General features: G+C 53.5%; 20 protein-coding genes. All 20 read left to right on the top strand.

The window, feature by feature from the left end:
• Positions 1-259: 259 nt before the first annotated feature.
• On the top strand, positions 260-1,273 hold the full coding sequence (locus P159_RS0103335; protein ID WP_029541406.1) for a type II toxin-antitoxin system antitoxin SocA domain-containing protein: 1,014 nt from the start codon (positions 260-262) through the stop codon (positions 1,271-1,273).
• A gap of 17 nt (positions 1,274-1,290) precedes the next feature.
• Positions 1,291-3,420 carry a peptidase domain-containing ABC transporter gene (locus tag P159_RS0103330; protein WP_051650078.1) on the top strand — a complete coding sequence of 710 codons (2,130 nt, stop codon included), beginning with the start codon at positions 1,291-1,293 and terminating at the stop codon, positions 3,418-3,420.
• Between the two features lie 10 nt (positions 3,421-3,430).
• Entirely contained in the window at positions 3,431-4,780 is a 1,350-nt protein-coding gene (locus P159_RS0103325) for an HlyD family type I secretion periplasmic adaptor subunit (protein ID WP_185753585.1), read from the top strand.
• Between the two features lie 16 nt (positions 4,781-4,796).
• A complete protein-coding gene (locus tag P159_RS0103320) occupies positions 4,797-6,926 on the top strand; it encodes a type I secretion system permease/ATPase (protein WP_051650077.1) in 2,130 nt (709 codons plus the stop codon).
• 5 nt (positions 6,927-6,931) lie between these two features.
• Positions 6,932-8,149 carry a glycosyltransferase gene (locus P159_RS0103315; protein ID WP_029541394.1) on the top strand — a complete coding sequence of 406 codons (1,218 nt, stop codon included), beginning with the start codon at positions 6,932-6,934 and terminating at the stop codon, positions 8,147-8,149.
• Positions 8,150-9,910, top strand: coding sequence for a glycosyltransferase (locus P159_RS0103310; RefSeq protein ID WP_029541392.1), 1,761 nt, complete (start codon positions 8,150-8,152; stop codon positions 9,908-9,910).
• Positions 9,907-11,208 (top strand): glycosyltransferase family 9 protein, encoded by a 1,302-nt coding sequence (locus P159_RS0103305; protein ID WP_029541390.1) that lies wholly within the window; start codon positions 9,907-9,909, stop codon positions 11,206-11,208. The genes P159_RS0103310 and P159_RS0103305 overlap by 4 nt, the downstream gene beginning before the upstream one ends.
• Before the next feature lie 13 nt (positions 11,209-11,221).
• On the top strand, positions 11,222-11,887 hold the full coding sequence (locus P159_RS0103300) for a hypothetical protein (RefSeq protein WP_029541388.1): 666 nt from the start codon (positions 11,222-11,224) through the stop codon (positions 11,885-11,887).
• Between the two features lie 303 nt (positions 11,888-12,190).
• Positions 12,191-12,775 carry a hypothetical protein gene (locus tag P159_RS0103295; RefSeq protein WP_029541386.1) on the top strand — a complete coding sequence of 195 codons (585 nt, stop codon included), beginning with the start codon at positions 12,191-12,193 and terminating at the stop codon, positions 12,773-12,775.
• 13 nt (positions 12,776-12,788) lie between these two features.
• Complete coding sequence (locus tag P159_RS19060; protein ID WP_029541383.1) at positions 12,789-13,262, top strand: hypothetical protein; 474 nt, start codon at positions 12,789-12,791, stop codon at positions 13,260-13,262.
• Between the two features lie 14 nt (positions 13,263-13,276).
• On the top strand, positions 13,277-14,002 hold the full coding sequence (locus P159_RS0103285) for a hypothetical protein (RefSeq protein ID WP_029541381.1): 726 nt from the start codon (positions 13,277-13,279) through the stop codon (positions 14,000-14,002).
• Complete coding sequence (locus P159_RS0103280) at positions 13,983-14,165, top strand: hypothetical protein (RefSeq protein ID WP_029541379.1); 183 nt, start codon at positions 13,983-13,985, stop codon at positions 14,163-14,165. Before P159_RS0103285 ends, P159_RS0103280 begins: the two co-directional genes overlap by 20 nt.
• 400 nt (positions 14,166-14,565) lie before the next feature.
• Positions 14,566-15,501 (top strand): homoserine O-succinyltransferase, encoded by a 936-nt coding sequence (gene metA / locus P159_RS0103270; RefSeq protein ID WP_029541377.1) that lies wholly within the window; start codon positions 14,566-14,568, stop codon positions 15,499-15,501.
• Positions 15,502-15,511: 10 nt separating this feature from the next.
• The gene (locus P159_RS19055) at positions 15,512-17,452 is read left to right on the top strand and encodes a DUF5672 family protein (protein ID WP_051650075.1); all 1,941 of its coding nucleotides are present in this window, start codon (positions 15,512-15,514) and stop codon (positions 17,450-17,452) included.
• 268 nt (positions 17,453-17,720) lie between these two features.
• Positions 17,721-18,056 carry a hypothetical protein gene (locus P159_RS0103260; protein ID WP_029541374.1) on the top strand — a complete coding sequence of 112 codons (336 nt, stop codon included), beginning with the start codon at positions 17,721-17,723 and terminating at the stop codon, positions 18,054-18,056.
• 338 nt (positions 18,057-18,394) lie between these two features.
• Complete coding sequence (locus tag P159_RS0103255; RefSeq protein ID WP_185753584.1) at positions 18,395-19,939, top strand: bifunctional UDP-sugar hydrolase/5'-nucleotidase; 1,545 nt, start codon at positions 18,395-18,397, stop codon at positions 19,937-19,939.
• 165 nt (positions 19,940-20,104) lie between these two features.
• Positions 20,105-21,421 carry a TolC family protein gene (locus tag P159_RS0103250; protein WP_051650073.1) on the top strand — a complete coding sequence of 439 codons (1,317 nt, stop codon included), beginning with the start codon at positions 20,105-20,107 and terminating at the stop codon, positions 21,419-21,421.
• A 155-nt stretch (positions 21,422-21,576) separates the two neighbouring features.
• Entirely contained in the window at positions 21,577-22,707 is a 1,131-nt protein-coding gene (locus P159_RS0103245) for an efflux RND transporter periplasmic adaptor subunit (protein ID WP_185753606.1), read from the top strand.
• Between the two features lie 22 nt (positions 22,708-22,729).
• A complete protein-coding gene (locus P159_RS0103240) occupies positions 22,730-23,452 on the top strand; it encodes an ABC transporter ATP-binding protein (RefSeq protein ID WP_029541367.1) in 723 nt (240 codons plus the stop codon).
• A gap of 82 nt (positions 23,453-23,534) precedes the next feature.
• Entirely contained in the window at positions 23,535-24,728 is a 1,194-nt protein-coding gene (locus P159_RS0103235) for an ABC transporter permease (RefSeq protein WP_029541365.1), read from the top strand.
• Positions 24,729-24,942: the final 214 nt, after the last annotated feature.

The following is a 24,942-nucleotide window of genomic DNA, read 5'->3' as shown; positions in this document are numbered from 1 at the left end:
CGCAATGCGCATGCGGAGGGGGGATTTTTTTGTCAATTTCAGGTTCAATTGATACATAAAATTTGACACCAAAGGTACAAAATTGTATTATATATAACGAGTACAAGATGTCCCCCACTTCCATAAGTGGGGGCGGCAAATTACTAACAGGCGGTGAGTTAATATCTCCCGCCTCGTTGAAAGGCCAAGAGGAAGTTTTGCCTACGGCAAAACTGGAACAATGGCCTTATAAGTCTAAATGATACAAGGGGGTGAAGCGATGGAGAAAAGGGTCTATTGCGCCAAGTGCGGCCAGGAACAAACCTACCGCATCAATTCTGTGCCCATGGTGGGACGCATCAAGGATGAGATGTACAGCTATACGGGACAAGAGGCGCGGTGCAGCACCTGCGGGGAGAGACTCCAGGTGGACGAAATAAATGATATGAACCTGCGGCTGCTCTATGACCTCTACAGGAAAAAGAAGGGCATCATCTCCCTGGAGCATATCCGGGCTATCCCTGTGCGTTATGCCATCGGCAAGCGCCCCCTGTCGAAGCTCCTGGGGTGGGGGGAGCTCACCTTTACCCGTTACTACGAGGGCTATATGCCCACCAGGCAGTATTCAGAGGTACTGAAACGCCTCTATGAAGATCCAGCCTTTTACAAGGAGATGCTGGAACGCCATAAAGAGCTCCTGGGCTCTTCCCGCTCCTATGAGAAGAGCCTGAAGGCGGTGGAAAAGCTCCTGGTCCTTTCCCGGAGCCGGGAGGACAGCAAAATAGACCGGGTCACCCGATACCTGCTCTACAGGTGTGAGGACATCACACCTCTGATGCTTCAGAAGGCCCTTTATTATATACAGGGGTTCCATTATGCCTTCCTGGGGATTTTTCCCTTTGAGGAGGACTGTGAGGCCTGGACCCATGGCCCGGTGTTCAAGGAAATTTACCTGCGCTACAAGGACTACCGCTATGAGCCGGAGCAGGAGAGGAAAGCTTTCGATGCTTCCGTATTCACTGCTGGGGAGAAGGTGGTATATGACAGCGTAATAAATTTCTTCTGCTGCTACAGCGGCCGGGTCCTGGAGCGCATTACCCATAACGAAGCCCCCTGGCTGAAGGCCAGAGGCAGCCTGCCCCTTTCCGCTTATTCAGAGGAAATCATCGGTAAGGAGTCTCTGGGGCAATACTTCCTGGCGGTGAAGGAAAAATACCATATGGTAAACCCCGGTGATATCAGAGCTTATGCGGAAGACATGTTCAGCCAGTCCTGTGTAGTGCCGGTAGGGTAAAGATAAGGAGTTTATACATGGAAACAAAAGAAAACCAGGAGTATACAGCCCTGGGAGCCCTGGAGAAATGTATCTTCAATCTGGGGCGCAAGGTAGAGAAGGGGACCCTGCGGCGTGAGCATCCCAATATGTGGGATCAGAGCATCCAGTGGGTGAACCTGGAGCGGTTGGCCAAGGACTACAAGATGCGGGGCAAGGTCCAGAAGATAGGCATCGATGAGCTGCGCGAGGTGCCTGCCCCGGCTATCGCCAAGCTGAAGAATGGCCAGTATGTCATGTTGGGGGCTCACAACGATGAGTCGGTCATGTTCCTGGATATTGCCAGGGACAAGGCAGTGGCCCTGCCCACCAGCAAGTTTGGCGAGGTCTGGACTGGCGAGGTCATGACCATCACCGCCAGGCTGAACTGGGAGGAAATCAAGCACAGATTCAATCTGGAATGGTTCTGGCGGGTCATCAAGAGGTACAAGCATGTCCTCATAGAGATCCTGCTGGCCTCGGCTTTCTTCCAGGCCATGGGCATCATGATGCCGCTTTTCACCCAGGTCATCATCGATAAAGTGGTAGGCAATGGCGGCCTTTCGACCCTTACGGTGCTGGGGGTGGCCATGGTGGTGCTGGCCCTGGTGCAGGCCATGCTTTCCGGTGTGCGTACCCATATCCTGAACCAGACCACCACCAAGCTGGATGCCATCCTGGGGGCGAACCTCTTCCGGCATCTTATCTCCCTGCCGGTGCCTTATTATGAGCACCGCCGGGTAGGTGATACCATCATGCGTGTGAACATGGTGGGCAGCGTCAGGCAGTTCCTGACGGGCACCTCCATGACTGCCCTGCTGGATGCGGTGTTCTCTGTGACCTTTGTGGCAGTGATGCTCTATTATAGCGTGGGCCTTACCATCATCGCCCTGGTTATCATCCCTCTCTATGTTTTCCAGACTTATTGGGCTTTCCCGATTTACTGGGACAAGATGATGCGGGCCATGGCCATGACCATGCAGCAGAGGAACTTCCTCATCGAGGCAGTCACGGGCATGCAGACGGTGAAGGCTCTGGCCATCGAGCCCCAGTTTATAAAGCGCTGGGAGAGCCTGGTGTGCCGCCATATCCAGCGTCAGTTTGACATGGCGGCTTTCAACCTGCTGATTACCGGTGGCAATGGGGCCATTCAGCTGGTGTCCACCCTGGTGATTCTATGGGTGGGCGGCTACAAGGTCATGAACGGCGAGTTCACCCTGGGCCAGCTCATCGCTTTCCAGATGCTGGCAGGGCAGGCTATCGGGCCTCTCACCAAGCTTCTGACCATGTGGCCGGATATCCAGCGGGCCGTGCTGGGCATGAGGATGCTGGGGGATGTGCTTCACAGCCGTATTGAGCCGGTGCTTATGCCATCTCCTCCGGGATTGAAGGTCATCCGGGGTGACATCGAGGTGAAGGATGTTTCCTTCCGCTATCGTCTGGACCTGCCCCCTGCCGTGGATGGAGTGAGCTTTTCCATTAAAGCCGGTGAGAAGATTGGCCTGGTGGGCCGCTCTGGCTCCGGCAAGTCTACCCTGGCAGGCCTTTTGGAAAAAATCTACATGGCAGATGAAGGCTCCATCACTGTGGATGGCACAGACCTCCGCGAGGCGGATTATCCCTGGCTGCGGAACCAGATGGGGGTTGTCCAGCAGGACAGCTACCTTTATAATGGCTCCATCCGCGATAATATTGCGGCAGGCAAGCCCGCTGCTTCCATGGAGGAGGTCATCAGGGCAGCCCAGCTGGCCGGGGCCCATGAGTTCATACTGGAGCTTGATGAGGGTTACGATACCAAGGTGGGCGAGCGCGGGGCCAGTCTCTCGGGAGGCCAGCGCCAGCGCATCGCTATCGCCCGGGCGCTCCTGACTAATCCGAGGATAATGATTTTTGACGAGGCCACCTCGGCTCTCGACTATGAGTCCGAGCGCGTCGTCATGAAGAATATAGAGGCCATAGGCCAGGGACGCACCATGATTTTCATTGCCCACCGCCTGGTGACGGTGGAGCATTGTGACCGTATTATCGTGCTGGACCACGGCAAGGTGGCAGAGCAGGGGACACCTGCAGAGCTGCTGGCCCTGGGAGGCATTTATGCCCATCTGCATGCACAGCAGTCGGTGGAGTGAGGGAGAGAAAATGTTTAAGAAATTTTGGCATAGATTTATCGAAGGGGATAAGGAAGATACGGAAACAGAGTTCCTGCCCTCTATCCTGGAAGTAACCGAAACCCCACCCTCACCGGTGGGCAGAGCGGTGCTCTGGACCATTGTGGCCCTGCTTGTCATTGGGGGCATCTGGGTCTTTGTGGGCGAGGTGGACGAGGTAGCCGTGGCCAACGGCCGCGTCATCCCCGTGGGTAACGTGAAAATTGTCCAGTCCCAGAACAAGGGGGCCATCAAGGAACTCTTAGTGCGTGAGGGGGACTATGTGGAAGAAGGCCAGACCCTCTTGGTGCTGGACACCACCAAGACCCAGGCAGACGTAGACCAGCTGAAGAAGCAGGTGGCCTACTACGCTATGACAGTGGACAGGCTGCAGTCTGAGATGAACGACCAGCCTTTCAATCCCCCTGACAACAAAGACGGGGTGCTGGACCAGAAGGATATCGATGCCCAAGTGTCTCTGTACAACAGTCGCCGCACCAAGCTCATGGCTGATATGCAGAAGAATTCGGCAGCCATCGCCCAGGAGGAGGCGGCCATTGAGTCAGCCCAGGCCCAGCAGCAGAAATACAGGGCCCTTTATGATGTGGCCTATGAGAAGGAACAGCGATTGGAGATGCTGTTCAATGAAAGCGCTGTATCTTATTTCCAGCTGTTGGAAGGCCGGGCTACCCGCGTGGAGTATCAGAAATCTGCCGAGGCCATGGACCAGGAAATCCAGAAGGAGCAGGCCAAGCTGGCTGAAGCCCGTGATAATCAGGCTACCACTGACAGCGCTTACCGTCAGGAAACCATGACCCAGCTGGTAGAGGCCAAGAGGCAGCTGAACGCCTACCAGGAGGAGCTGACCAAGGCCAACGAGACCAATGTGCAGTCTGAGATTGTGGCTCCTGTCTCCGGTCGTGTGAATCAGCTCGCTGTTCACACCGTAGGCGGTGTGGTAACTGAGGGCCAGGCACTGATGATGGTGGTGCCTGATGATGTAACCCTGGAAATCGAAGCCTATGCGGATAATAAGGACATCGGCTTCATCCAGAAGGGGCAGGATGCTGAGGTGAAGGTTGAGACCTTCAACTTCCAGAAGTTCGGTATGGTGGAGGCCAAGGTGGCCGAAATCAGCCCGGATGTCATCGACAATACCCAGGATAAGCAGAAGGACGGCAAATATCGCCTGACTCTTTCCATTGAGGATGACAATAGCGGCATCGGCCTTTCTCCGGGCATGAACGTGACAGCGGAAATCAAAATCAAGAAGAAGCGCATCATCGATTTCTTCCTGGATCCTTTCCGTCAGTACAAGGACGAAGCTCTCAGGGAACGTTAAAGGAGATTTTGCATAAATGGCTAAAATAGATTCTGCCCTGGGATGCCTGGTGCAGGTGGCTGCCCACTTCTCCATCCCGGCGGATATTTCCCAGCTTTCTCGTGCCTACATCACAGATACAAAACCAGTGGATACCACGGGACTTCTGATGGCCTCCAAGGAGCTGGGCTTGAAATCCCGGGCTTATGAGGGTGTGAAGCTTGAGAGGCTGGAAAAAATGCCCCGGCCCCTGGTCTGCCGCATGGTGGATGGCGGCTTCGTGCTGATTACCCGCATCGACGAAGATGGTGTAGTGCTATTTGACCCCCGCCTCAAGGAGGGGGAACAGCTGCTGGTGGTTAAGCGGGACTTTTTTAGGGATAAGTGGACTGGGGAGGCCATCCTCTTCACCAAGCGCTATCAGCTGGCTAAGGTACTTGATAAAGTAGAAGGATTCGGTTTTTCCTGGTTTTTGCCAGTGGTGTCCAAGTATAAGACATTGCTTTTGAAGGTGCTTTTCATTTCCCTGATTCTGCAGGTTTTCGGCCTGCTGACACCGTTATTCACTCAGACCATCATCGACAGGGTGCTGACTCACAGGAGCGTTTCCACCATGGATGTGCTGCTGGCAGGCATGATACTGGTGGCACTTTTCCAGCAGTGGATGCTGGCGCTGCGATCCTATCTTTTCCTTAATACTACCAACAAGATAGATGTGACCCTTTCACGGCATCTTTTTAAGAAGGTGACGGAGCTGCCTGCCAAGTATTTCGATAACTGGCAGGTGGGTGATATTGTGCAGCGTATGGGCGAGCTGGAGACTATCCGGGGCTTTTTGACAGGCACGGCTCTTACCATTGTGCTGGATGTGGCACTGGCAGTGGTGTATCTCATCGTGATGTTTCTGTACTCCAATGTACTGAGCTATGTAGTATGGTTTACCATTCCCATCTATGTGGTGCTGAATGCAATAGTGGCACCTATTTATAAGCGTCGCATCAATGAGAGCTTCCTGCTTTCTGCAGAGCAGAACTCTTTTAACATCGAGACTATCACAGGTATCCGCACCCTCAAGACCATGGGGGTGGAGCGTACCTTCCTGAAGCGGTATGAGGACATTTACTCCCGCTATCTGAAGAGTGCCCTGTCTGTGATGAATGTGGCCAATGTGGCCGGCAGTATCGGCATGTTCCTGCAGCTGGCCTTTAATCTGGCCATACTTTGGATTGGTGCCTATATCGTCATGGAGGGCAAGCTTACGGTGGGTGAGCTCATCGCCTTCAATATGCTGGCAGGCCAGGTCATTGCTCCGGTGCTGAGGCTGGTGAATATGTGGCAGAACTTCCAGACCATTAGGGTGTCCATGACCCGTCTGGCGGATATCATGGACGAGAAGAGCGAGCCGGCCTTCGACCCCAACCGCACTACCCTGCCCAGCGTCCGTGGTGACATCATCTTCGACAAGGTGAATTTCCGCTACAAGGCTGACGGCAAGAATGTCATTTCTGACCTTTCTGTGCGCATCCAGGCCGGGGCCAAGGTGGGCATCGTGGGCCGCTCAGGTTCCGGCAAATCCACCCTTACGAAGCTCATCCAAAGGCTCTATGTGCCGGATTCCGGCCGTGTCATGGTGGACGGGGTGGATATTGCCCAGGTGGAGACAGCCTGGCTGCGCCGTCAGATCGGCATCGTGCTGCAGGAGAATTTCCTCTTTGCAGGCACCATCAAGGAAAATATCGCCATCGCCATGCCCAATGCCACGGATGAAGAAATCATGATGGCAGCCAAGCTCTCCGGGGCAGATACCTTTATCCAGGAAATGCCCCAGAAGTACGACACCTTCGTAGGCGAGCGCGGCAGCCTTCTTTCCGGCGGCCAGCGCCAGAGGGTGAGTATCGCCCGGGCCTTGCTGCTGGACCCGAAGATTCTGATCTTTGACGAGGCTACTTCGGCTCTGGATACGGAATCCGAGCAGCTGATTTTGAAGAATATTGATGAGATCGCCAAGGGAAGGACCCTGCTTATGATAGCCCACCGTCTGTCCACGGTGAAGAAGTGTGATGCCATCATTGCCATGGATCATGGCAGGATTATGGAGGTTGGCACCCATGAGCAGCTGATGGCCAGGAAGGGTTATTATTACCATTTGTATGCTAGTCAGGAGTAAGTGATATGAATATACTTTTTTTACATCCGAATTTCCCGGGTCAGTTTTTGCAGCTTTCCCGTTATCTGGGAGGGACAGGCAGGCATAAGGTGATGTTCCTTTCCAAGGATCAGAATGGCTCCAAACTGCCGGGAGTACAGGTGGGGATGTACAAGAAGCCCAGGGCTGCTACCAAGGGCATTCATCACTATCTGAAGATGTGCGAGGAGTCCGTGCTGGAGGGCCAGGCGGTTATCAAAGGCATCAACGCCCTTAAGAACCAGATCAATTTCACCCCTGATGTGGTGGTGGGACATACGGGCTGGGGCTCTACCCTCTATGTGAAGGATGTGCTGCCCAAGGTGCCCCTGATTGGTTACTTTGAGTGGTATTATAATGCCATCGGTGGTGATTCCTGCTACTGGCCGGATGAAACTCAGACCATCGATGATATGTGTCGCATCCGCACCATCAATGCCCACCACCTGCTGAATCTTCAGGCCTGTGATGTGCGCTATACGCCCACCCAGTGGCAGAAGGCCCAGTTCCCCAAGATGTATCAGGAGGGCATGGAGGTTATCCATGAGGGGGTAGAGACTGATTATATCAAGCCTCAGCCGGGCAGGAAGTTCATCTTGCCGGAGCAGAAGCTGGACCTTTCGGACTGCGAGGAGCTGGTGACCTATGTGTCCCGGGGCTTCGAGCCTTACCGGGGGTTCCCGCAGTTTATGGACAGCATTCGCATTCTGCTGGAGAGGCGTCCAAAGTGCCATGTGGTCATCTGTGGCAGTAACAATGCATGCTACGGCCCCCAGCACTCCAAGGAGAAGACCTGGAGACAGGTGGAGGAGGAAAAGGGCGGCTACGACAAGAGCCGGGTGCATTTCGTGGGCCATTTGAAGCGTGAAGAGTATCTGATGCTCCTGCAGGCTTCCACTGTTCACGTATATCTTACCCGTCCTTTCATCCTTTCCTGGTCCTGCCTGGAAGCTTTGGGGGCAGGCTGCTGCCTGGTGGGCTCTGCTACTCCTCCGGTGGAGGAAGTGGTGGAAGATGGTGTGAATGGTCTTTTGGCTAATTTCCGCCGCCCTGAGCACATCGCCATGCGCATTGAGGAGGCTCTGGATGATCCTGAGCTGCGGGCACGTCTCTCCAAGGCTGCCCGGGAAACGGTGCTGGAGAAGTACGACCTCAGGGACTGCATGAAAAAGCAGCTCAACATGATTTATGGAGCGATGAAATAAATGACGGATATTGCGGCACAGATACCGCCACGGGCTAGAAGAGTGGTGGAGCTTGGTGTCTCGCGTGAAAGGGCCGGTGAGGCCTTTTTGCGTATACAGCCCCAGGCGGAATACTTTGGGGTTGTGTCAGACCAGGAAGAAATGAAAGAGGCCTCGCTCTTTCTCACTCATGTCTTTTGTGCAACCCCGGAAACTTTGGATTTTGAGGCTATGGGCCTTTATGAGGCAGATGTTCTCATTATCCGGGAAAATTTCCTGGAGGGACTTACAGGGGCGCGGCTTCGGAAATGGTGCGAGGTATTGACGGCAGAGGGGCTGGTCCTCATGGAGGTTCCAAATGCCTGCTATATACGTCCTTATCTTGAGCAGCTGGCGGGAAAGAAGCCGGGAAAACTGCATGGGTTTACTGCCGGGGAGGTCCGGGAAATCCTGCAGGAAGCAGGTCTTTTCCTGTTGCATGCCCAGGGCAGGTTTGACTCCGAGCGTGACCAGGAGCTGCGCCAGAGTGAGGCCAATAAAGCCTTGCTGCAGAATCTGCAGGTTTTCACGAATCTGCTGGGGGGAGAAAACACCCAGGAGAGGAACCCCTGGTTGAAGAGTTTCTTTTTCAAAGCGGCCAGGAAAGCTTTGCAGGATGAAGACAAGCTTCTGGTGCAGACCGTGTTGGGGGAGACCATTGTCACACCCAGGGTGAGAATCGTGGACCCGGGGAAATTCCTTTCCACTGAGGCCGGGGTTACTGCTGCTTTGGTGGGGAAGGATGAAAAGGCAGCCAGGGCACTGGCTGCTCAGTTCCAAAAGAAAATTTTTATCCGCCAGCGGATTTCCTTTAACTCGGCGCCACAGGCCTTCACCACCTTGGAGGTTCTCAGGCGGGATGGGTATCTTATCTTGGGCGAGATAGACGATAATCCTCAGGCCTTCATGAAGCCAGGGGATGTGTCCTGCCTGAGTTATATGGGCACCCATGCCATGCAGGTATCCACGGAGCCGCTGGCGGAGATTCTCAGACAGTACAATCCACATGTGCAGGTCATCAGGAACCAGCTTACCAGGCTGCCGGAAAAGCGTGATTATGAAGCTGAGCGGCAGGCCAGGTTGGCTAAGGGAGAGGACTATGTTACCTTCTTCTTTGGAGCGCTGAACCGCACCGAGGAGTGGCAGCAGGTCATGCCCATCATCAACGAGGCGGCCAGGAAGTACGGTTCCCGTCTCCGCTTCAAGGTGCTGTCAGACAGGGGGTTCTTTGAGTCCCTGGCCACGGAGTACAAGGAGTATATTGGGAACGAGAAGATGTATGGCGGCCAATTTGTGCCCTACCATATGTATGAGAAAGCGCTGGGCTCTTCAGATATTTCTTTCCTGCCACTGCGGGATAATGCCTTCAACCGCACCAAGTCCGATTTAAAATTCATTGAGTCTGCTGGTTATGGGGCGGTGGCCATCGCTTCACCTACGGTGTATGAGGCTACTTTGCGGGATGGTCGTACAGGCTTTATCTATCGCAGTCCGCAGGAGTTCAAGGCTCAGCTGGAACTTTTGGTGGAAAACAGGGAGCGGCGGCTGGAGACAGCTGATGCTGCTTATAACTATGTGAAAAGGGAAAGGCTTCTGGCCAACCATTACCAGGAAAGGCTGATGTGGTATCGGGAGCTTATTGCCAGGCGTGAGGAACTGGACAAAGAGATGGTAATGCGGCTGAAAGAATGGCAGTCCAGGCACCCGGAAGCATTTGTTAAAAAGAAAGAGGACAAGGCATGACGGAAGTACAGAAAATAGTTTACGAAGGACTTATGGGGTTCTATGAGAGCCATAAGGGCGGCCCTTTTTTAGGAAGCCAGCTGGTGGAATATATGGAGCCCATTTTCAAGCGGGCAGGGCTTCGTGAAGAGACGGCTGTAAGTGGTCAGCATATATTGGTGGTAAGGGATGATGCGGCAGGGGATTTTGTACTGTTTTCTCCCTTTATGAGGGAATTGCGACGCATTTATCCCGGGGCACATATTACCCTTTTTGCCTCAGACAGAAATGCAGAGCTGGCCAGGTGTTGTCCCTATATAGACAATATACTGATAAAGAATTTCGAAAGGGATAGCGGCAGCTTTTGGGAAATATATCCTATGCTGGCCCGTCATGCTGTGGAGCAGTTTGTGCCTTATCATTTTGACCTGGCCTTTGCCGGGCGATTGGGGCTGAAGTCTGCCAGTGTGCTGCTCATGTATATGGGCGGTGCCAAGCGACGGGTGACGTACACCCAAAATAGGCCCAAGGCGGATGGTACCATGGTAGATGTTGGCTGGGATGATCTTATCAGTATTCCTGTGCCTATTCTGAATAAGCTGGAAAGCGATGTGGACAGGGACCTCTACATTCTGGAGTATATCCTGCAACTGCCCATTGCCGACCGTCACCTGGAGCTCTGGACGCTGGCTTCGGACAGGGAGGCTGCCAGGCAGGCAGTGGAACCCCTGCTGGGGAAGAAGAACATCAAGCGCCTCTATACGGTCATGCCCTGTACCAGTGAGGCCTTCCGCCAGTGGCCCGTGGAGCGCTTTATTGAGATGTTGAAGGTCATCATGAAGAGGGAAAAGGATTTGGGTCTGGTGCTCATGGGTGGGAAGGGGGATGCTCCCCGTACGGAAACCGTAGCCAAGGCTTTCCCGGGCAGGGCTCTGTCTTTGGCGGGGAAACTCCCCTTCCGGGTCTCTGCTGAGGTGGTTGGCCTTACGGAGAAGTATATTGGTGATGATACGGCACTGATGCATATTGCAGCAGCCAAGAAGGTGCCAGTGCTCACCACCTTCCCTTATCCGGCCGAGCTGGGCCTCCGTCCCATGTCTGTGCCCATCAGGTTCCAGCCTTATCAGGTACCCTCCGTTATCTTGCTGCCGCCCAAGGCTGCAGGTGATAAGTGCAGGTTAAGTCACGGCACTGGCTGCAGCGTGGCTGCAGGGCCACATTGCATCCTGGGCATTACGGTGGAGAAGATGCTGGATGGCTACAAACGTCTCAATAAGTGCATAGAAGAAGGTCGCACTGCGTCGTTAGTGTTAAAGTAAAGGAGTGGGAGATATGCGGTCGAGAAGAACGATATTTCTGGCAGTAGTTCTTATAGTGGCAGTGTGTACAGCTGCTTTGGCCTATGGCAGGGAGCGCACTCCGGAGTACGCCCTCAGCGAAATCGCCCAGGGCATTGCCTCACTGGATTATGAGAAGGTTTCACGCTATGCTGACCTGCAGTCCGTGGTGACGGCCAGCTATGATGAGAGCACCGCCATCCTCTGTCAGGATATCGAGCGCCTTTCCCGCATGTATCCCCAGGACTGGTTCTTCCGGCATGACACGGCTTTTATGACTGAGTATATGGCAGAGAGGCGGGACGCTGACCTCGCGCTGATACTGGACACCATGAAATTCTTCCTGACGGGTGATACTCCCATTACCAGACAGGAAGGGGAGGCCCGCTGGATAGCTGACGAAACGGCAAAGTTCCTGCAGGAGTATGATGCTGAGGTGGTGAAGGTGGAGGAGACGGACGGCAGCGCCGTGGCAACCATCGCCATCAAGGGCCACGACACCCCCTACGGCCAGCTGGCTCCTAAGCTTACCTTGAAAGTTGCCATGGAAGAGCAGCAAGATGGCCGCTGGAAAGTGGTCCGGGTCAGTAATGTGAAGGAGCTGTTCTATCCTGTGGTGGATGGGATAGAGAATTATTGGACTATGCAGGGCTGGCAGTGAGGAACTGTCCATAAATAATTTTGGCTTTGATTTGTCTAAATCTCCATTTGCATGGCTGCAGTCCGCATAGCCTGAGACCGGGGCAGGCAAGGAGGCCGTCAGGTCGGAGCTTCTCGGGGCGGAGAGCCATGTTTTTCTTGAAAATAGAGGGAAATATGATATAATTGTGTTACAGTTCATCGTAGCAAATTTGCCGGACACCTGGGGTGTCTGTGCGCCCTTGCGCGGAATTGGAGTCCGTTTGCGCTCCGGTGGGCCAGGCTTTTTGAGATTTCACAGCAGGGGGATGAAAGGAGGGCATTCATGGGGTACAAACAGGTTCAGCCTTTGCGGTTTATGGGGAGTGTTTCTTATAATTCTGAATTTTTCTTTAATCCTTGGAGGCTCCTGTGGAATGACATGAGGAGCCAAACTGATGCTTTGGAGCAGAAGTTTGCGGATAAGAAAGGTCTTCCCTGTCGGCAGCTGCAGAGTGACATTGCAAGCCTGGCTGCATGGATGCATAAGAAGAAGGCAAAAGATAAGGTTGCCAAGGCGAATATGCAGTGGCTCGGTATGGTGCTGAATGGTGGCGCAGCCGCTGCTGCAGCCGGCAAGCTACTGTCCTATTACCGGGATCTGTGGAGCCTGGTGCGGTGTGGCGGAGACAGCGTTGACGCTGCCTATCGCTGCATTGACTTTGTGCGCGAGTTTCCCCAGAGGATTTCCTGGGATATGGAAGAGGCGCAGAAGAGGTGCGGCCTGGCCGTGCGAAAGGGCAGTGGGAGATTTTCAGATATGGTCTTTTACTCTGCTCAACCGCACCTTTTTGAAGAGAGTGTGTATGATAATATGCATAGTTTTTATAGCGCAAGCCTAGATGATGAGTCTAGGCTTGTTGTTGCTTGAGGGGGGCTTTTGCGTGGAGTACAGAGATTTTGTAAAAACAATAGAAGTAGACCAAATCAATCTGTCATCTCTGCATGTGGAAAAGAATGAAGAGTTCGCATCGGAGCTGAAAGATATCTCTGTGGCTATGGATTTTGGGGAAAAAGACCATTATGTGAAGCAGGGGAAGCTGCATGTGCTGTCCGGTCTGGCTGTCATCGCCCTGTCGTCCAAAATCGAGATCAAAGAGGGGAAGATGCTCAGTGAAGAAGAAATTGACAGCAAGGAAATATTGTTCAAAATCGAGGTCGTTTTCGATTTGTCCTATAACTTCAAGGATATAGAAGACCCGGATGAGTTTGTGCAGAAAAATCAGCAGCATGTGGAGAATTTCTGTGAGAAGAATGTCCCCGTCAATGCCTGGCCATATTTCAGGGAGATCATCAACAGCAGCACGGTCAGGATGGGGGTTCCTCCACTCACCATACAAGCGCTCAAGCGGGTGTGATTCGGAGGGATAGTATGTCTCTGTCATTTTTGGATGGTGCAGGAAAGTTTGCTGGCCTTCATCAATTGATAGAAGAATTGCAAAAATTTGTAGAGAATCAGCCGCTGGCATACAAATACATTGCCCGTGTTTTTTCCGCCAGCAGGAAAAATCCCGCCGCGGAGCATGAACAGGTGAAAGTTCTCATAAAAGTGACTATTGAGCATCCCCTCAGTGAATTGTCTGCGGAAGAGCAAAGAAAGCTGGTTTCAATCCTGGAGAAGGTATATGCTTGCCCGGAAAGCGATTTCCAGCGCGTCAGGAGCGATTTCCTGGAATTTGTGCTGTTTAGGTGGAGCAGGTTCTTCATCCCCGGATTGGCAACGGCCAAGCTGCACATGGAGCCTACTGTGCGGGATGGGGGCAATAATATCAGCCAATATGACAAGCACTGTGATTTCGTCTGGCATTGGCGTGATGATGTGCCGCTGGTCTTCTGCGAGTGCAAGGCAAATATTTACAATACGATAAATGTAGGCAAGAGCCTACAAAAGCAAGGAGAAGGCAAGGAGAAGATCCTGTATATGCATGAATGTCATGATTATTTGCAAAAATGCTATGCCGTTCCCCGCATGATGCTGGCTTTCTACAATGAAGAGTATGAAGATGTGGAGGAAACATTGGAATCATGGGGCATGCCCTATTTTGAGTTTCTGGGGCCAAGGGAAATCATCAGTCAGGTTGCCAGCGTTCAGCCATGACAGCGACTACGGGCGCCTCTGCCCGGAGCTGACTTTGAAGGTGGCATTGGAGCAGCAGGGGGACGGGCGCTGGAAGGCAGTCCGGGTCAGCAATGTGAAGGAGCTTTTCTATCCCGTGGTGGACGGGATAGAGAATTACTGGACGCTGCAAGGGTGGCAGTAAGTCTTGATTTTGGGTTTAGATGATGGTATACTTTGATTAGTACTTAAGGTACGAGGGGTCATACTGCAACCTAAGAAAAAGCCCCCGGGAGTTGGTCACTCTCGGGGGCTTTTTTGCGCAATTGGTCAAGTTGCGCCCAGCCAGGTGCCACATTTGCGGATGCTCTTACCGCCCCAGCATCTGCAGAATCAAGGTTCCAAGCATGCTGCTTATCACCCCTATCAACAGCTCGAGCAGGATTAAACGAAAGGTCATAACCGCAACCTCCCTTCCTTGCCAGATTAGCTTGGTCAGGGCTGTGGCAAAATCATTATAACGCAATTTTTATGATATTGGCAAACTGTCCTTAAAAATGGTACAATGAATAAGTTTACAAATTGACAATAAGGATGTGCAGTTTATGCCGATTAAAATACCCAATAACCTCCCAGCCACCCATGTGCTGGAGGGGGAGAATATCTTTGTCATGGACGCTGACCGGGCCTATAGCCAGGATATCCGTCCACTGAAGATACTCATACTGAACCTAATGCCCATCAAGTCCGTGACGGAGACACAGCTTTTGAGGCTCTTGGGCAATACTCCCCTGCAGGTGGAGGTGGACTTTATCTATACGGAGTCTTATGTGCCCTCCCATACTTCCCAGGATTATCTCACGGAATTCTACGGCACCTTTGCTGAAGTGCGGCATAAGAAATACGATGGCTTCATCATCACCGGCGCTCCCGTGGAGAACATGGAGTTCGAGGAAGTGGCCTACTGGGATGAGGTGGCGGAGATCATGGAGTGGTCCAAGACCCATGCTTACTCTACCTTCCATATCTGCTGGGGAGCGCAGGCGGGGCTTTACTACCACTACGGCATCAAGAAGCATCAGGTGGGGGAGAAGATTTTCGGGGTATACAAGCACCATCTCTGCGTGGAGAATGAGCGCCTACTGCGCGGCTTCGACGATGAGTTCTTCGTGCCACACTCCCGCCATACGGAGAACCGCAAGGCAGAGATAGAGAAGGTGCCGGAGCTCACTATCATGGCAGAAGCAGAAGGCAAGGCTGGCCCCTATATCATTGCGAACCTGGCTAAGCGCCAGTTCTTCATCACAGGGCACGCGGAGTATGACCCCATGACTTTGAAGGCAGAGTACGACAGGGATGTAAAAGCCGGTATGAACCCCAATGTGCCCAGCAACTATTATCCCGATGACGATCCCGGGAGGCCTCCCATTGTGCGGTGGCGCAGCGTGGCGCACCTGCTCTTTGCCAACTGGCTGAACTACTATGTATATCAGGAGACTCCTTATGAACTGGACGAGCTGAATAAGGATGGCGACGACTGAGGAGAGACTGATGGAGAAGAACCTGACCAGTATCATAATACTGAGCTATAATACCCTGGAAATGACCCGCATGTGTCTGGAGAGCATCCGTGCCCACACGCCGGAAGCTTATGAGCTCATTGTGGTGGACAATGCCTCTGAGGACGGCTCCCTGGAATATCTGAGGGAGCAGGCAGATGTGAGACTGATAGAGAATCAGGAGAATATGGGCTTCCCAAAGGGATGCAATCAAGGTCTTGAGATAGCACAGGGAGACAGCCTGCTGCTGCTGAACAGCGATACAGTAGTGACGGAGAACTGGCTCGGTAACCTTAAAAAAGGGCTGTACAGCGAGGAAAAGGTGGGGGCGGTCAGCTGTGTTGCCAACTATGTTTCCAACCGCCAGCAGATAGACGTGCCCTACGGTACGGATATGGAGGCCATGCAGGTCTTTGCTGCTGGTTTCAATCACAGCAATCCTGCCAAATGGGAAGAAAGACCGCATTTGGTGGGGTTCTGCTATCTATTTACGCGTGAAGTATACGAAGCCGTAGGTGGTCTGGATGAGCGCTTCACCCCCGGGAACTTCGAGGACAATGATTACAGCCTGAGGATATTGGAGCAGGGCTATAAGCTTCTGCTGCTGAGGGACACGTTTATACATCACTGGGGCAGTGGCTCCTTCAAGAAGGTGGAGAAGGAAAGCAGGGAAAAGAGCCCGTCTTATATAGCGCTCTCTCAGCACAATATGCAGAAGTTCTTCGAGAAATGGCAGTTGCCTCCCTCATACCTGCACAAGTCGCCGGAGGAAGTAAGGGAATATATCAGCCAACAACGGCAGAGAGAAATGCAGCTGAGAGAGCAGCCTGAACTGCTGCGAAAGGCAGTCGTGGTTATTCCTGCCTATAAGGAAAGCCTAAGTCCTACGGAGGAAATATCCCTGCGCCAGTTGCGGCGGGTATTGCCCTGGTGCAGTAAAATCTTTGTAGTGCCAGAAGGGCTGCAGCTAAGATATGGCGGTCTGGAGGAAGGCTTTGAGGTGCAGGAGTTCCCCCGGGAATTCTTTCAGGGAATTGAAGGCTACAGCCGCCTGTTGCTGACGACGGATTTCTACAGCCGCTTCAAGGACTACGAGTATATACTGATCCATCAGCTGGATGTGTTCCTGTTTGAGGACAAGCTGTTGGAGTTCTGTGATATGGGCTATGACTATATAGGAGCGCCCTGCCCAAAGTTTGACTTCACCTGGCATCTGGTGGAGGCACAGGTAGGCAATGGAGGACTTTCTTTGAGAAAGGTAAAATCCTGTCTGAATCTGTTGCATAAGCATAGACGGCTTTTGAAAAAACATCCCTATAGTGGCATTTTCCTCAACAATGAGGATAGTTTCTTTGGCTATGCAGGTACTCATTTGACAGATTTCAAGGTACCGGATGTGGGGACGGCCCTCACTTTTGCCATTCAAGATAATATCTGTCGCGTGTTGAAGGGGGATTTGGAGCTGCCTCTTGGTATACATGCCTTTCATAAGATCAACTCTCAGTTGTGGCGCAGTGTCATAACGAGAGAGTACGCCTATCCAGATTATGAGGTCATACGGGATGGCGATTTTAGGAATATGAGTCTGCAAGTGTATCTGCGAATGCGCAAAATACTGCCGGTGCAGGCGCTGTTCGGTGCCCTGAAAGCAGGCGAGCACCAAAAGGCATTGTCAATCATCAGGAAGTGGCACAGACCTGAAATCTTGTCTGCTGATGATTGGGATTTTCTTACGGCTTATCTGGATACATTGGTGCTCTATGCGAAAAATAGGGAACCAGAGCTGAGGAAACGAGCAGATATCAAGGCCAGCAAGGCTTTTCGGGAAGATCTGACCAAGTTCATAAGCCGGATTCTGAAAGCACGGGGAGCGTCTACCTCTTCATGGATATTAGGACTTACCAGAGCGACTTTTCAAGGAATGGAAAGATAAGGAATACTTTCGGCACTGGATGAGGATATGTTTCATTGGTGCGGTGGTAGTAGGGATTATATAGGCGAGCGGATAGCATTTGCGAAGAAGGTGGTGGACTCCCCTGCCCATAAAAATTAAAATACGCTTAAAATCTGATTGAAAATCAGCCTGAAATGAGATATAATAATTTCAAAGGCTCCCTATTTGGGAGACGGATAATATAAGACGAACTAGTATAGGCAGAAAGGATTCAGCCGACGTAACTAGGGGCAAGGAGGTAGATGCTATGATCATAGCAGCCCAGAATGCCCACGTCATCGAGGCTGAGGTTCGCGAAGCCGAGACCAGGCGTGAGGTATGTGCCGGAGAGGATTTCCGCAGCATGGTGGCAGAGGATGTGCGCCAGCAGACCTTGGCGGAGATCCAGAAAGAAAACGAACTGTGCGGCCTTGGCAACATCAAGCGTGACTTGCAGCTGCAGATAAACAACCCGCACCTGCTGAACATCCATCGTCGGGTTATGGCTGACGGCAGCTACATCATCACGGAGAAGCACGGGGAAGCACAGGTGTCTCACTACTGCAAGCGTCTGACTTGCAAGCTGCTGACGGTGGAATATTGACAAAGGTATATTCTGGGTGCCCTTGAGGGGGGACCCTTTTATTTTGCCTTTCTAAGGAACTGTGCAGAAATAAATCGGTCAATAGAGCGCAGAACAAATTTTCATAGGCTAGGCGGAGGAGGTCGCCATAGTGGGGCTATGGCGACCGACGACAACAACGTCTAGGGAAATTTGGGCAAGCTATATAACTGATTTATTTCGTAACAGTTCCTAAGGGCAGGGATATGGGCAGCCTGCGGCGAAAGAATCCCTCGTTGAGCGATTTGTAACGTAGCGAGAGCAAAGGGAGGTATCTTTATGCCCAAGACACGAAGTTATGCTGTGCTGTGCTTTGCCCTGTGCAGCTTCCTGCTGGCGCTGGTGTGGACACCGGCAGCGGCGGGGCGGCTTCCGGCACGGGGGAGCTTATCATTTACCACACCAATGATATGCACGCCCGGGTCCAGCCCCAGGACGACTGGGGAAAGTCCATCGGCCTGCCGGAAATGGCAGCGGTGGTGAAGAAGGCCAGGGCGGAAAATCAGGCTGTGCTCTGGCTTGATGCGGGTGATACTGTACATGGTATGCCCATGATCAATGTGTCCAAGGGAGAGAGCATGGTGCCACTGCTGAATGAAGCGGGGATTGACGCCATGGTGCCCGGCAATCACGACTTCAACTACGGTTCAGACCAGCTGGAGAAACTTGCCAAGGAAATGAATTTCCCCGTGCTTTGCGCCAATATGGTGCGGAAGGATAATGGCAAGCTGGTTTTCCCTGCCTACAAGATTTTCAAAGTGCAGGGCCTCAAAGTGGGCGTCTTTGCCCTGACCACTCCGGAATGTGCCTACAAGTCCAGTCCTGCCGGTGTGGCTGGGCTGGTTTTTGAAAATCCCGTGGACAAGGCCCGGGAGATGATCAGGAAGCTCAGGCCCAAGTGTGATGTGCTCATCGGTCTCATGCACATGGGGCTGGACGCCAGCAGCGAGTTCACCAGCGAGCGCATTGCCAGGGAAGCGCCGGGCATGGACCTGATTGTGGACGGCCACAGCCACACGTCTTTGCAGCAGGGCCTGCAGGTGGGCAAGACCCTGATTGCCCAGGCGGGCTACTATGAGCATAACCTGGGAGAGGTCAGGATAGAGGTGGAGAAGCACCGCATCACGGGCATGAAGTCCCGCCTGCTGGGCAAATCCACCTTGGAGAATCTGGGCATAGCTCCGGATGAAGGAATCGCCAAAAGCATTGAGCAGGTCAAGGCAGACAGCGAGAAGCTCTTTGCCAAAGTGGTGGCTCATAGCGACAGGCAGCTCAGCAGTGACAGGCTGCTGGTGCGCCGTCAGGAATCGGAGCTGGGCAACCTCTGTGCCGATGCCATCCGCTGGCAGACGGGGGCGGAGATTGCCGTGGTAAATGGCGGCGGCCTGCGGGCAGATCTGCCCAAGGGGGATGTGACTCTGGGCAACTGCCTGGCCATCTTCCCCTTTGGCAACACCATACGCATGGCGGAGGTGCAGGGCAAGGTCATCCGCCAGATGATGGAACACTCTGTCTTTAGCTATCCCGCTTCCTTTGGCGGCTTCCTTGATTTCTCTGGCATGACTGTGGACTGCGACCCCACCCTGCCGGTAGGCAGCCGCATCAAGGAAATCAAGGTGAACGGCGTGCTGCTGGATGATGAGCGCATCTACACCCTGGCCACCAATGACTTCCTCTTTGCAGGGGGAGACAACTACGAGATGCTGAAAGGATCCAAGATCGTAGGGGAATCCAATACCTGCGAGGAAGTCCTGTCCAACTACCTTAATCAGGTGGGTATCCAGGATATCAGCACGGGCCGTCTGACCATGGAAAAGGTGCTGGAGGTGCCTGCAGAGGAATTGGATGTACCTGAGGCCGCGTAAAATTCAATGATGTTTGGAACACCCCCATGAGAGCTTGTGGGGGTGTTTATTTTATTTGACATACCCTGTTATTTTTAATGAAATTATAATCTTTTTTTAATGTTGTATAAACAATCTTGTTTTAATATAATTGCAGTGAGTATGAATATTAGAGGGGGAATATAGATGAAGAGGAAACAGCTGGGCTTGGGGGCGCTGGCTTTGACTCTGGCAGTCAGCGGACTGGTGCAGCCTGCAGTGGGCAGCTGTGCCGCCCTTTCCTTGGATGAGGCCGTCGAGATGGCCCTGGCCCAGAACACCGGGCTGAAGGTGACGAAGAAGGGGGAAGAGACAGCTGAGGCACAGCTGCGCCAGGCCAGGGGCAATAACGGCGTGTCCGTGTCAGCTAGCGACAATCTCTCTACGGGCAAAAGAAGCGGCGGGGAGAGGAGTGACAGCAACAGCCTGAGCCTTTCCGGCAGTCTGCCCATCTACTCAGGTGGCAAGAATCAGGCCAATATCAAGTCACGGGAGATAGGCGTGGACACGGCGAAGCTGGCCACGGAGCGGGAGCAGGAGGATCTGAAGCTCTCCGTCATCAAGGCTTACTATAATGCTTTGGAAGCCAAGAAGAACATCGATGTGAATCAGGAGTCTGTGGACAACTATCAGGCGCACCTTACCAATGTGCAGCAGCTCTACTCCGCCGGCTCCAAGGCGAAGATTGATGTGCTGCGCTCCTCTGTGGAGCTGTCCAATGCCCAGCAGGACCTCATCAGGTCCCAGAACGCTTATGAGGTGAGGCTGGCAACCCTGCGGAATTATATCAATATGGACAGGGAGGAACCCCTGACCCTCACTACGGACTTTGCCTATGAGAAATTCAGCCCTGAGCTTAGTGAGGCTGTGGCTTACGCCTACAGCAACCGCAAGGACCTGCTTTCTGATGAGTATGTGGTGGAGCAGAAGGAACTGGCCATCAAGGCGGCCAAGGCGGGATTCCTGCCTACGGTGAATCTCAGCCTTGGGCTGGGGCAGTCCAATGATTTTCACCCGGGCAGCGATTCCAGCCACAACTGGTCCGCAGGCGTGGGGGTCAACTGGAATATCTTTGACAGCGGTGTCACGAAAGCCCAGGTGGATGAGGCAGAGATTGCCAGGGATGTGGCAAAGCTGAACCTGGAGAAGGACAAGGAAACAGTGGACCTCACTCTGCGCACCGCTTACTACAATATGCGGGAGGCAGAGAAGCGCTTCAATTCCACCAGCGATGCTGTGAATCAGGCAGAAGAGGACTACTACATCGCCACGGAAAAATACCGGGCAGGCGAGGGCCTGATGCTGGATATCATCGATTCCCAGCTGGCTCTATCCACAGCCAAGTTCAACTACATCAGCGCCCAGTATGACTATGCAAGGTACAAGGCAGAAGTGGAAAATGCCATGGGCGTTTCCCTGACTGAAAGCGAACTGGCAGCTGCATCTAAATTAGGGCAGGAGTAACGAGTAGGTCTTACCTCCACCGCTTGCGGGGGAGGTGGCAGCCGAAGGCTGACGGAAGGGGGAGAAGGGCAGTTGCTCTTTTTGCCCCTTCCACCACCTTCGGTGGTCCCCCCTTCCCCGTTTCACGGGGCAGGTAATTATAACGAGGTGATTTTATCTTGAACAAGAAAATTATAGCAGCCGTGCTAACGTTGCTTTTATTAGCTGGCGGCGGCTACTATGCCTACACCAGCTATCAGCAGAAGCAGGCCGCCGAGCAGGCGGCTGCGGTGAAGACCGTGAAGGTGGAGCGCATGAATATCAAGTCCACAGTTTCCGCCACGGGCACTATCCGCCCGGTGGACTCCGTAGAGGTCAGCGCCAAGATTACTGCCCGCATCAAGAGCATACTGGTGAAGGAAAACGACACGGTGACGACGGGGCAGACTGTGGCTATCCTGGACGGCAAGGATTTTGAGGCCCAGCGTGACCAGGCCCAGTTCAAGGTCACCAATACCCGGGCCAAATACAATCGCGCTGTGTACCTGCACGGCATTGGGGCAGAAACTGATGCAGACCTGGAGGATGCTACCCTGAACTATCAGACGGCAGTATCAGCCCTGTCTGAAGCGGAAAGCGACCTCAATGAAACTGTCATTGTGGCCCCTATGGATGGTGTAGTGGTAGGCGAGCCCCAGACTGTGGGCACCATGGCAGTGCAGGGAACCAGCAATCCCACGGTGATCATGCGCATCGCTGACCTTTCCAGCAAGCAGATTCAGGCGAAAGTGGATGAGACGGATATCGGCAATGTGAAGGTGGGCCAGGAGGCAACCTTCACCGTGGACAGCTATACTGGCAAGACTTTTACGGCCAGGGTTTCCAAGATTTCCCAGACGGATACCAGCAACAGCTGGAACACCAATTCCTCTACGTCCTCCTCCAGCTCCAGTTCCTCTGCCAGCGTCATCTACTACTATGTGACCCTGGATGTGGATGACCCGGAAGGGATACTGATGCCCTCCATGACCGCCCGGGTGGAAATCAATACAGCCAACAAGGAAAACGCACTGGTGGTGCCCATTTCCACTCTCAAGACTGACAGCAACGGCTCCTATGTCATTGTGAAGAATCCCGACGGCACTCAGGAGAACCGCTACGTCATGACAGGCATCTACAGCGATGAGTATGTGGAAATCCTGGAGGGACTCACCGATGGTGAGGAAATAGTGGCTGACTATAAAGCCAAGGCAGGTGCTGGTGACAGCGCAAAAAAAAAGAATCAGGGCGGACCGCCTCCCATGTGACGAGACAGCTGAGGAAGTAGTTATGGCAGAAAAAGACAACCGCCATGTGACCATCAAGCTCACGGGCATACGCAAAGTATATAAGATAGGCGGGGAGGAACTGGCGGCGTTGGACGGTATCGACCTGGACATCCATCAGGGGGAGTTTGCTGCTCTCATGGGCCCCTCCGGCTCGGGCAAATCCACGCTGATGAATATCCTGGGCTGCCTTGACCGTCCCAGCACCGGCTCTTACAAGCTGGACGGGGAGGAAGTGGCGGGCCTTAGCGATGATAAATTAGCCATCACCCGCAATAAGAAAATCGGCTTTGTGTTCCAGAACTTCAACCTGCTGTCCCGCATTTCGGCTCTTGACAATGTGGCCCTGCCTCTGGTCTATGCCGGGGTGGGCAAGAAGGACAGGCTGGAGCGGGCCATGCAGTGCCTGCAGGCGGTGGGCCTTGAGGACCGGGCCGACCACCAGCCAAATGAACTTTCCGGCGGCCAGCGCCAGAGGGTGGCTATCGCCCGGGCCCTGGTGAATGACCCGCATATCATCATGGCAGACGAGCCCACAGGCAACCTTGATACCAAGTCCACCAAGGACATCATGGAAATCTTTGAGAGCATGCACGAGATTGGGCGCACTATCATCCTGGTCACCCATGAGCCGGAGATTGCTGCCTGTGCCAGCCGGCAGCTGTTGGTGCGTGATGGGAAGATCACCCGGGATGCAGGGAAGGGAGTGGTGATGGATGTTATCTGAGCAGGCGAAGTCCTTCAAGCTCCCACCCTTCACCGCCAAGGCCCACAAGTTCTGGCTCAACGATGCGCGGCAGTGCTTCGTGATGGCTATCATAGCCCTGAAGGCCAACAAGATGAGGACCTTCCTCACCATGCTGGGCATCATCATCGGCGTGGGGGCGGTGATTGCCCTGGTGTCCGTGGGCATGGGGGTCAAGAGTAATGTCACCAGCTCCATTTCCAGCCTGGGCTCCAATATGCTGATTGTCTCTCCCGGCTCCTCCAATCGCGGCGGCGTCCGGGGGGCGGCAGGCTCCATGCAGACTTTGAAATACGATGATGCCGAGGCCATCAAGGAGAAGATCAAGGGCATTGACTATGTTTCGCCCACCGTCAGCGGTTCTTATCAGGTGGTCAACGGCAATATGAACTGGAATACCTCCGTGCAGGGGGTGACGCCGGAACTCATGTCCATCCGCGCCCTGACTGTAGGCTATGGCTCTTTCATCAGCCAGAGCGATATGAACAAAAGGCAGAGAGTGGCCGTCATCGGCACCACAGTAGCTTCCAATCTCTTTGGCACGGACAATCCCGTGGGCAAGAATATCCGCATCAACAATCAGCCCTTCAAGGTCATTGGCCTTTTGGAAAGCAAGGGCCAGTCCTCCATGGGGCAGGATCAGGATGATATGATTTACATCCCCCTGACTACGGCCCAGGAGCGCATGCTGGGCATCACCTACGTCCAGTCCATCAACGTGCAGGTCACGAGCCAGGACGATATGGATCAGGTCCAGGCAGAGATAGAAACTCTCCTGCGGCAACGCCATCACATCCTGGCAGGGAAGGATGACGACTTCAATGTGCGGAATCTCACCAGCCTTATGGAGGCGGTGAGTGAGAGCACTTCCATGCTGACCATCCTCCTGGGCTGCATTGCGGGGATTTCCCTGCTGGTAGGCGGCATCGGCATCATGAATATCATGATGGTGTCGGTGACAGAGCGCACCCGGGAAATCGGCATCCGCAAGGCCCTGGGAGCCACTTATGGCAATATCATGATGCAGTTCATGATTGAGTCCATGGTGATAGGCATCGTGGGCGGCATCATCGGCATAGTGCTGGGGTGCGGGGCTTCTCAGATCATCGCAAAGCTGGGCAGCTTCCAGACCCTCATCACGCCCCTGCCCATTTTTGTGTCCTTCTTCTTCGCCGTAGGGATAGGGCTTTTCTTCGGGATCTACCCGGCCAGGAAAGCGGCTAAACTGGATCCCATTGAAGCGCTTAGATATGAGTAACTCTATATAAGCCTCCACCGTTTACGGGGGGCGCGTAAGCGCGGGAGCCCTGCGGGCTCCCTGGGGGTGGCAGCCCAAAGGGCTGACGGAAGGGGGGCTAGGGGTCGAACAAGTATCTTTTAAGTATACTGTTCGGCTGCTTATTCCCCCCTTCCACCGGCTCCGCCGGTCCCCCTCCCCCGCAAGCGGTGGAGGCTTTTTTTATGCCTTTGCA

The organism is Selenomonas sp. AB3002 (genome assembly GCF_000702545.1).
Taxonomy (GTDB): Bacteria; Bacillota; Negativicutes; order Selenomonadales; family Selenomonadaceae; genus Selenomonas_B; species Selenomonas_B ruminantium_A.
Note: the sequence above shows the minus strand (reverse complement) of the source record. Positions and strands in the feature narration are given on the sequence as shown.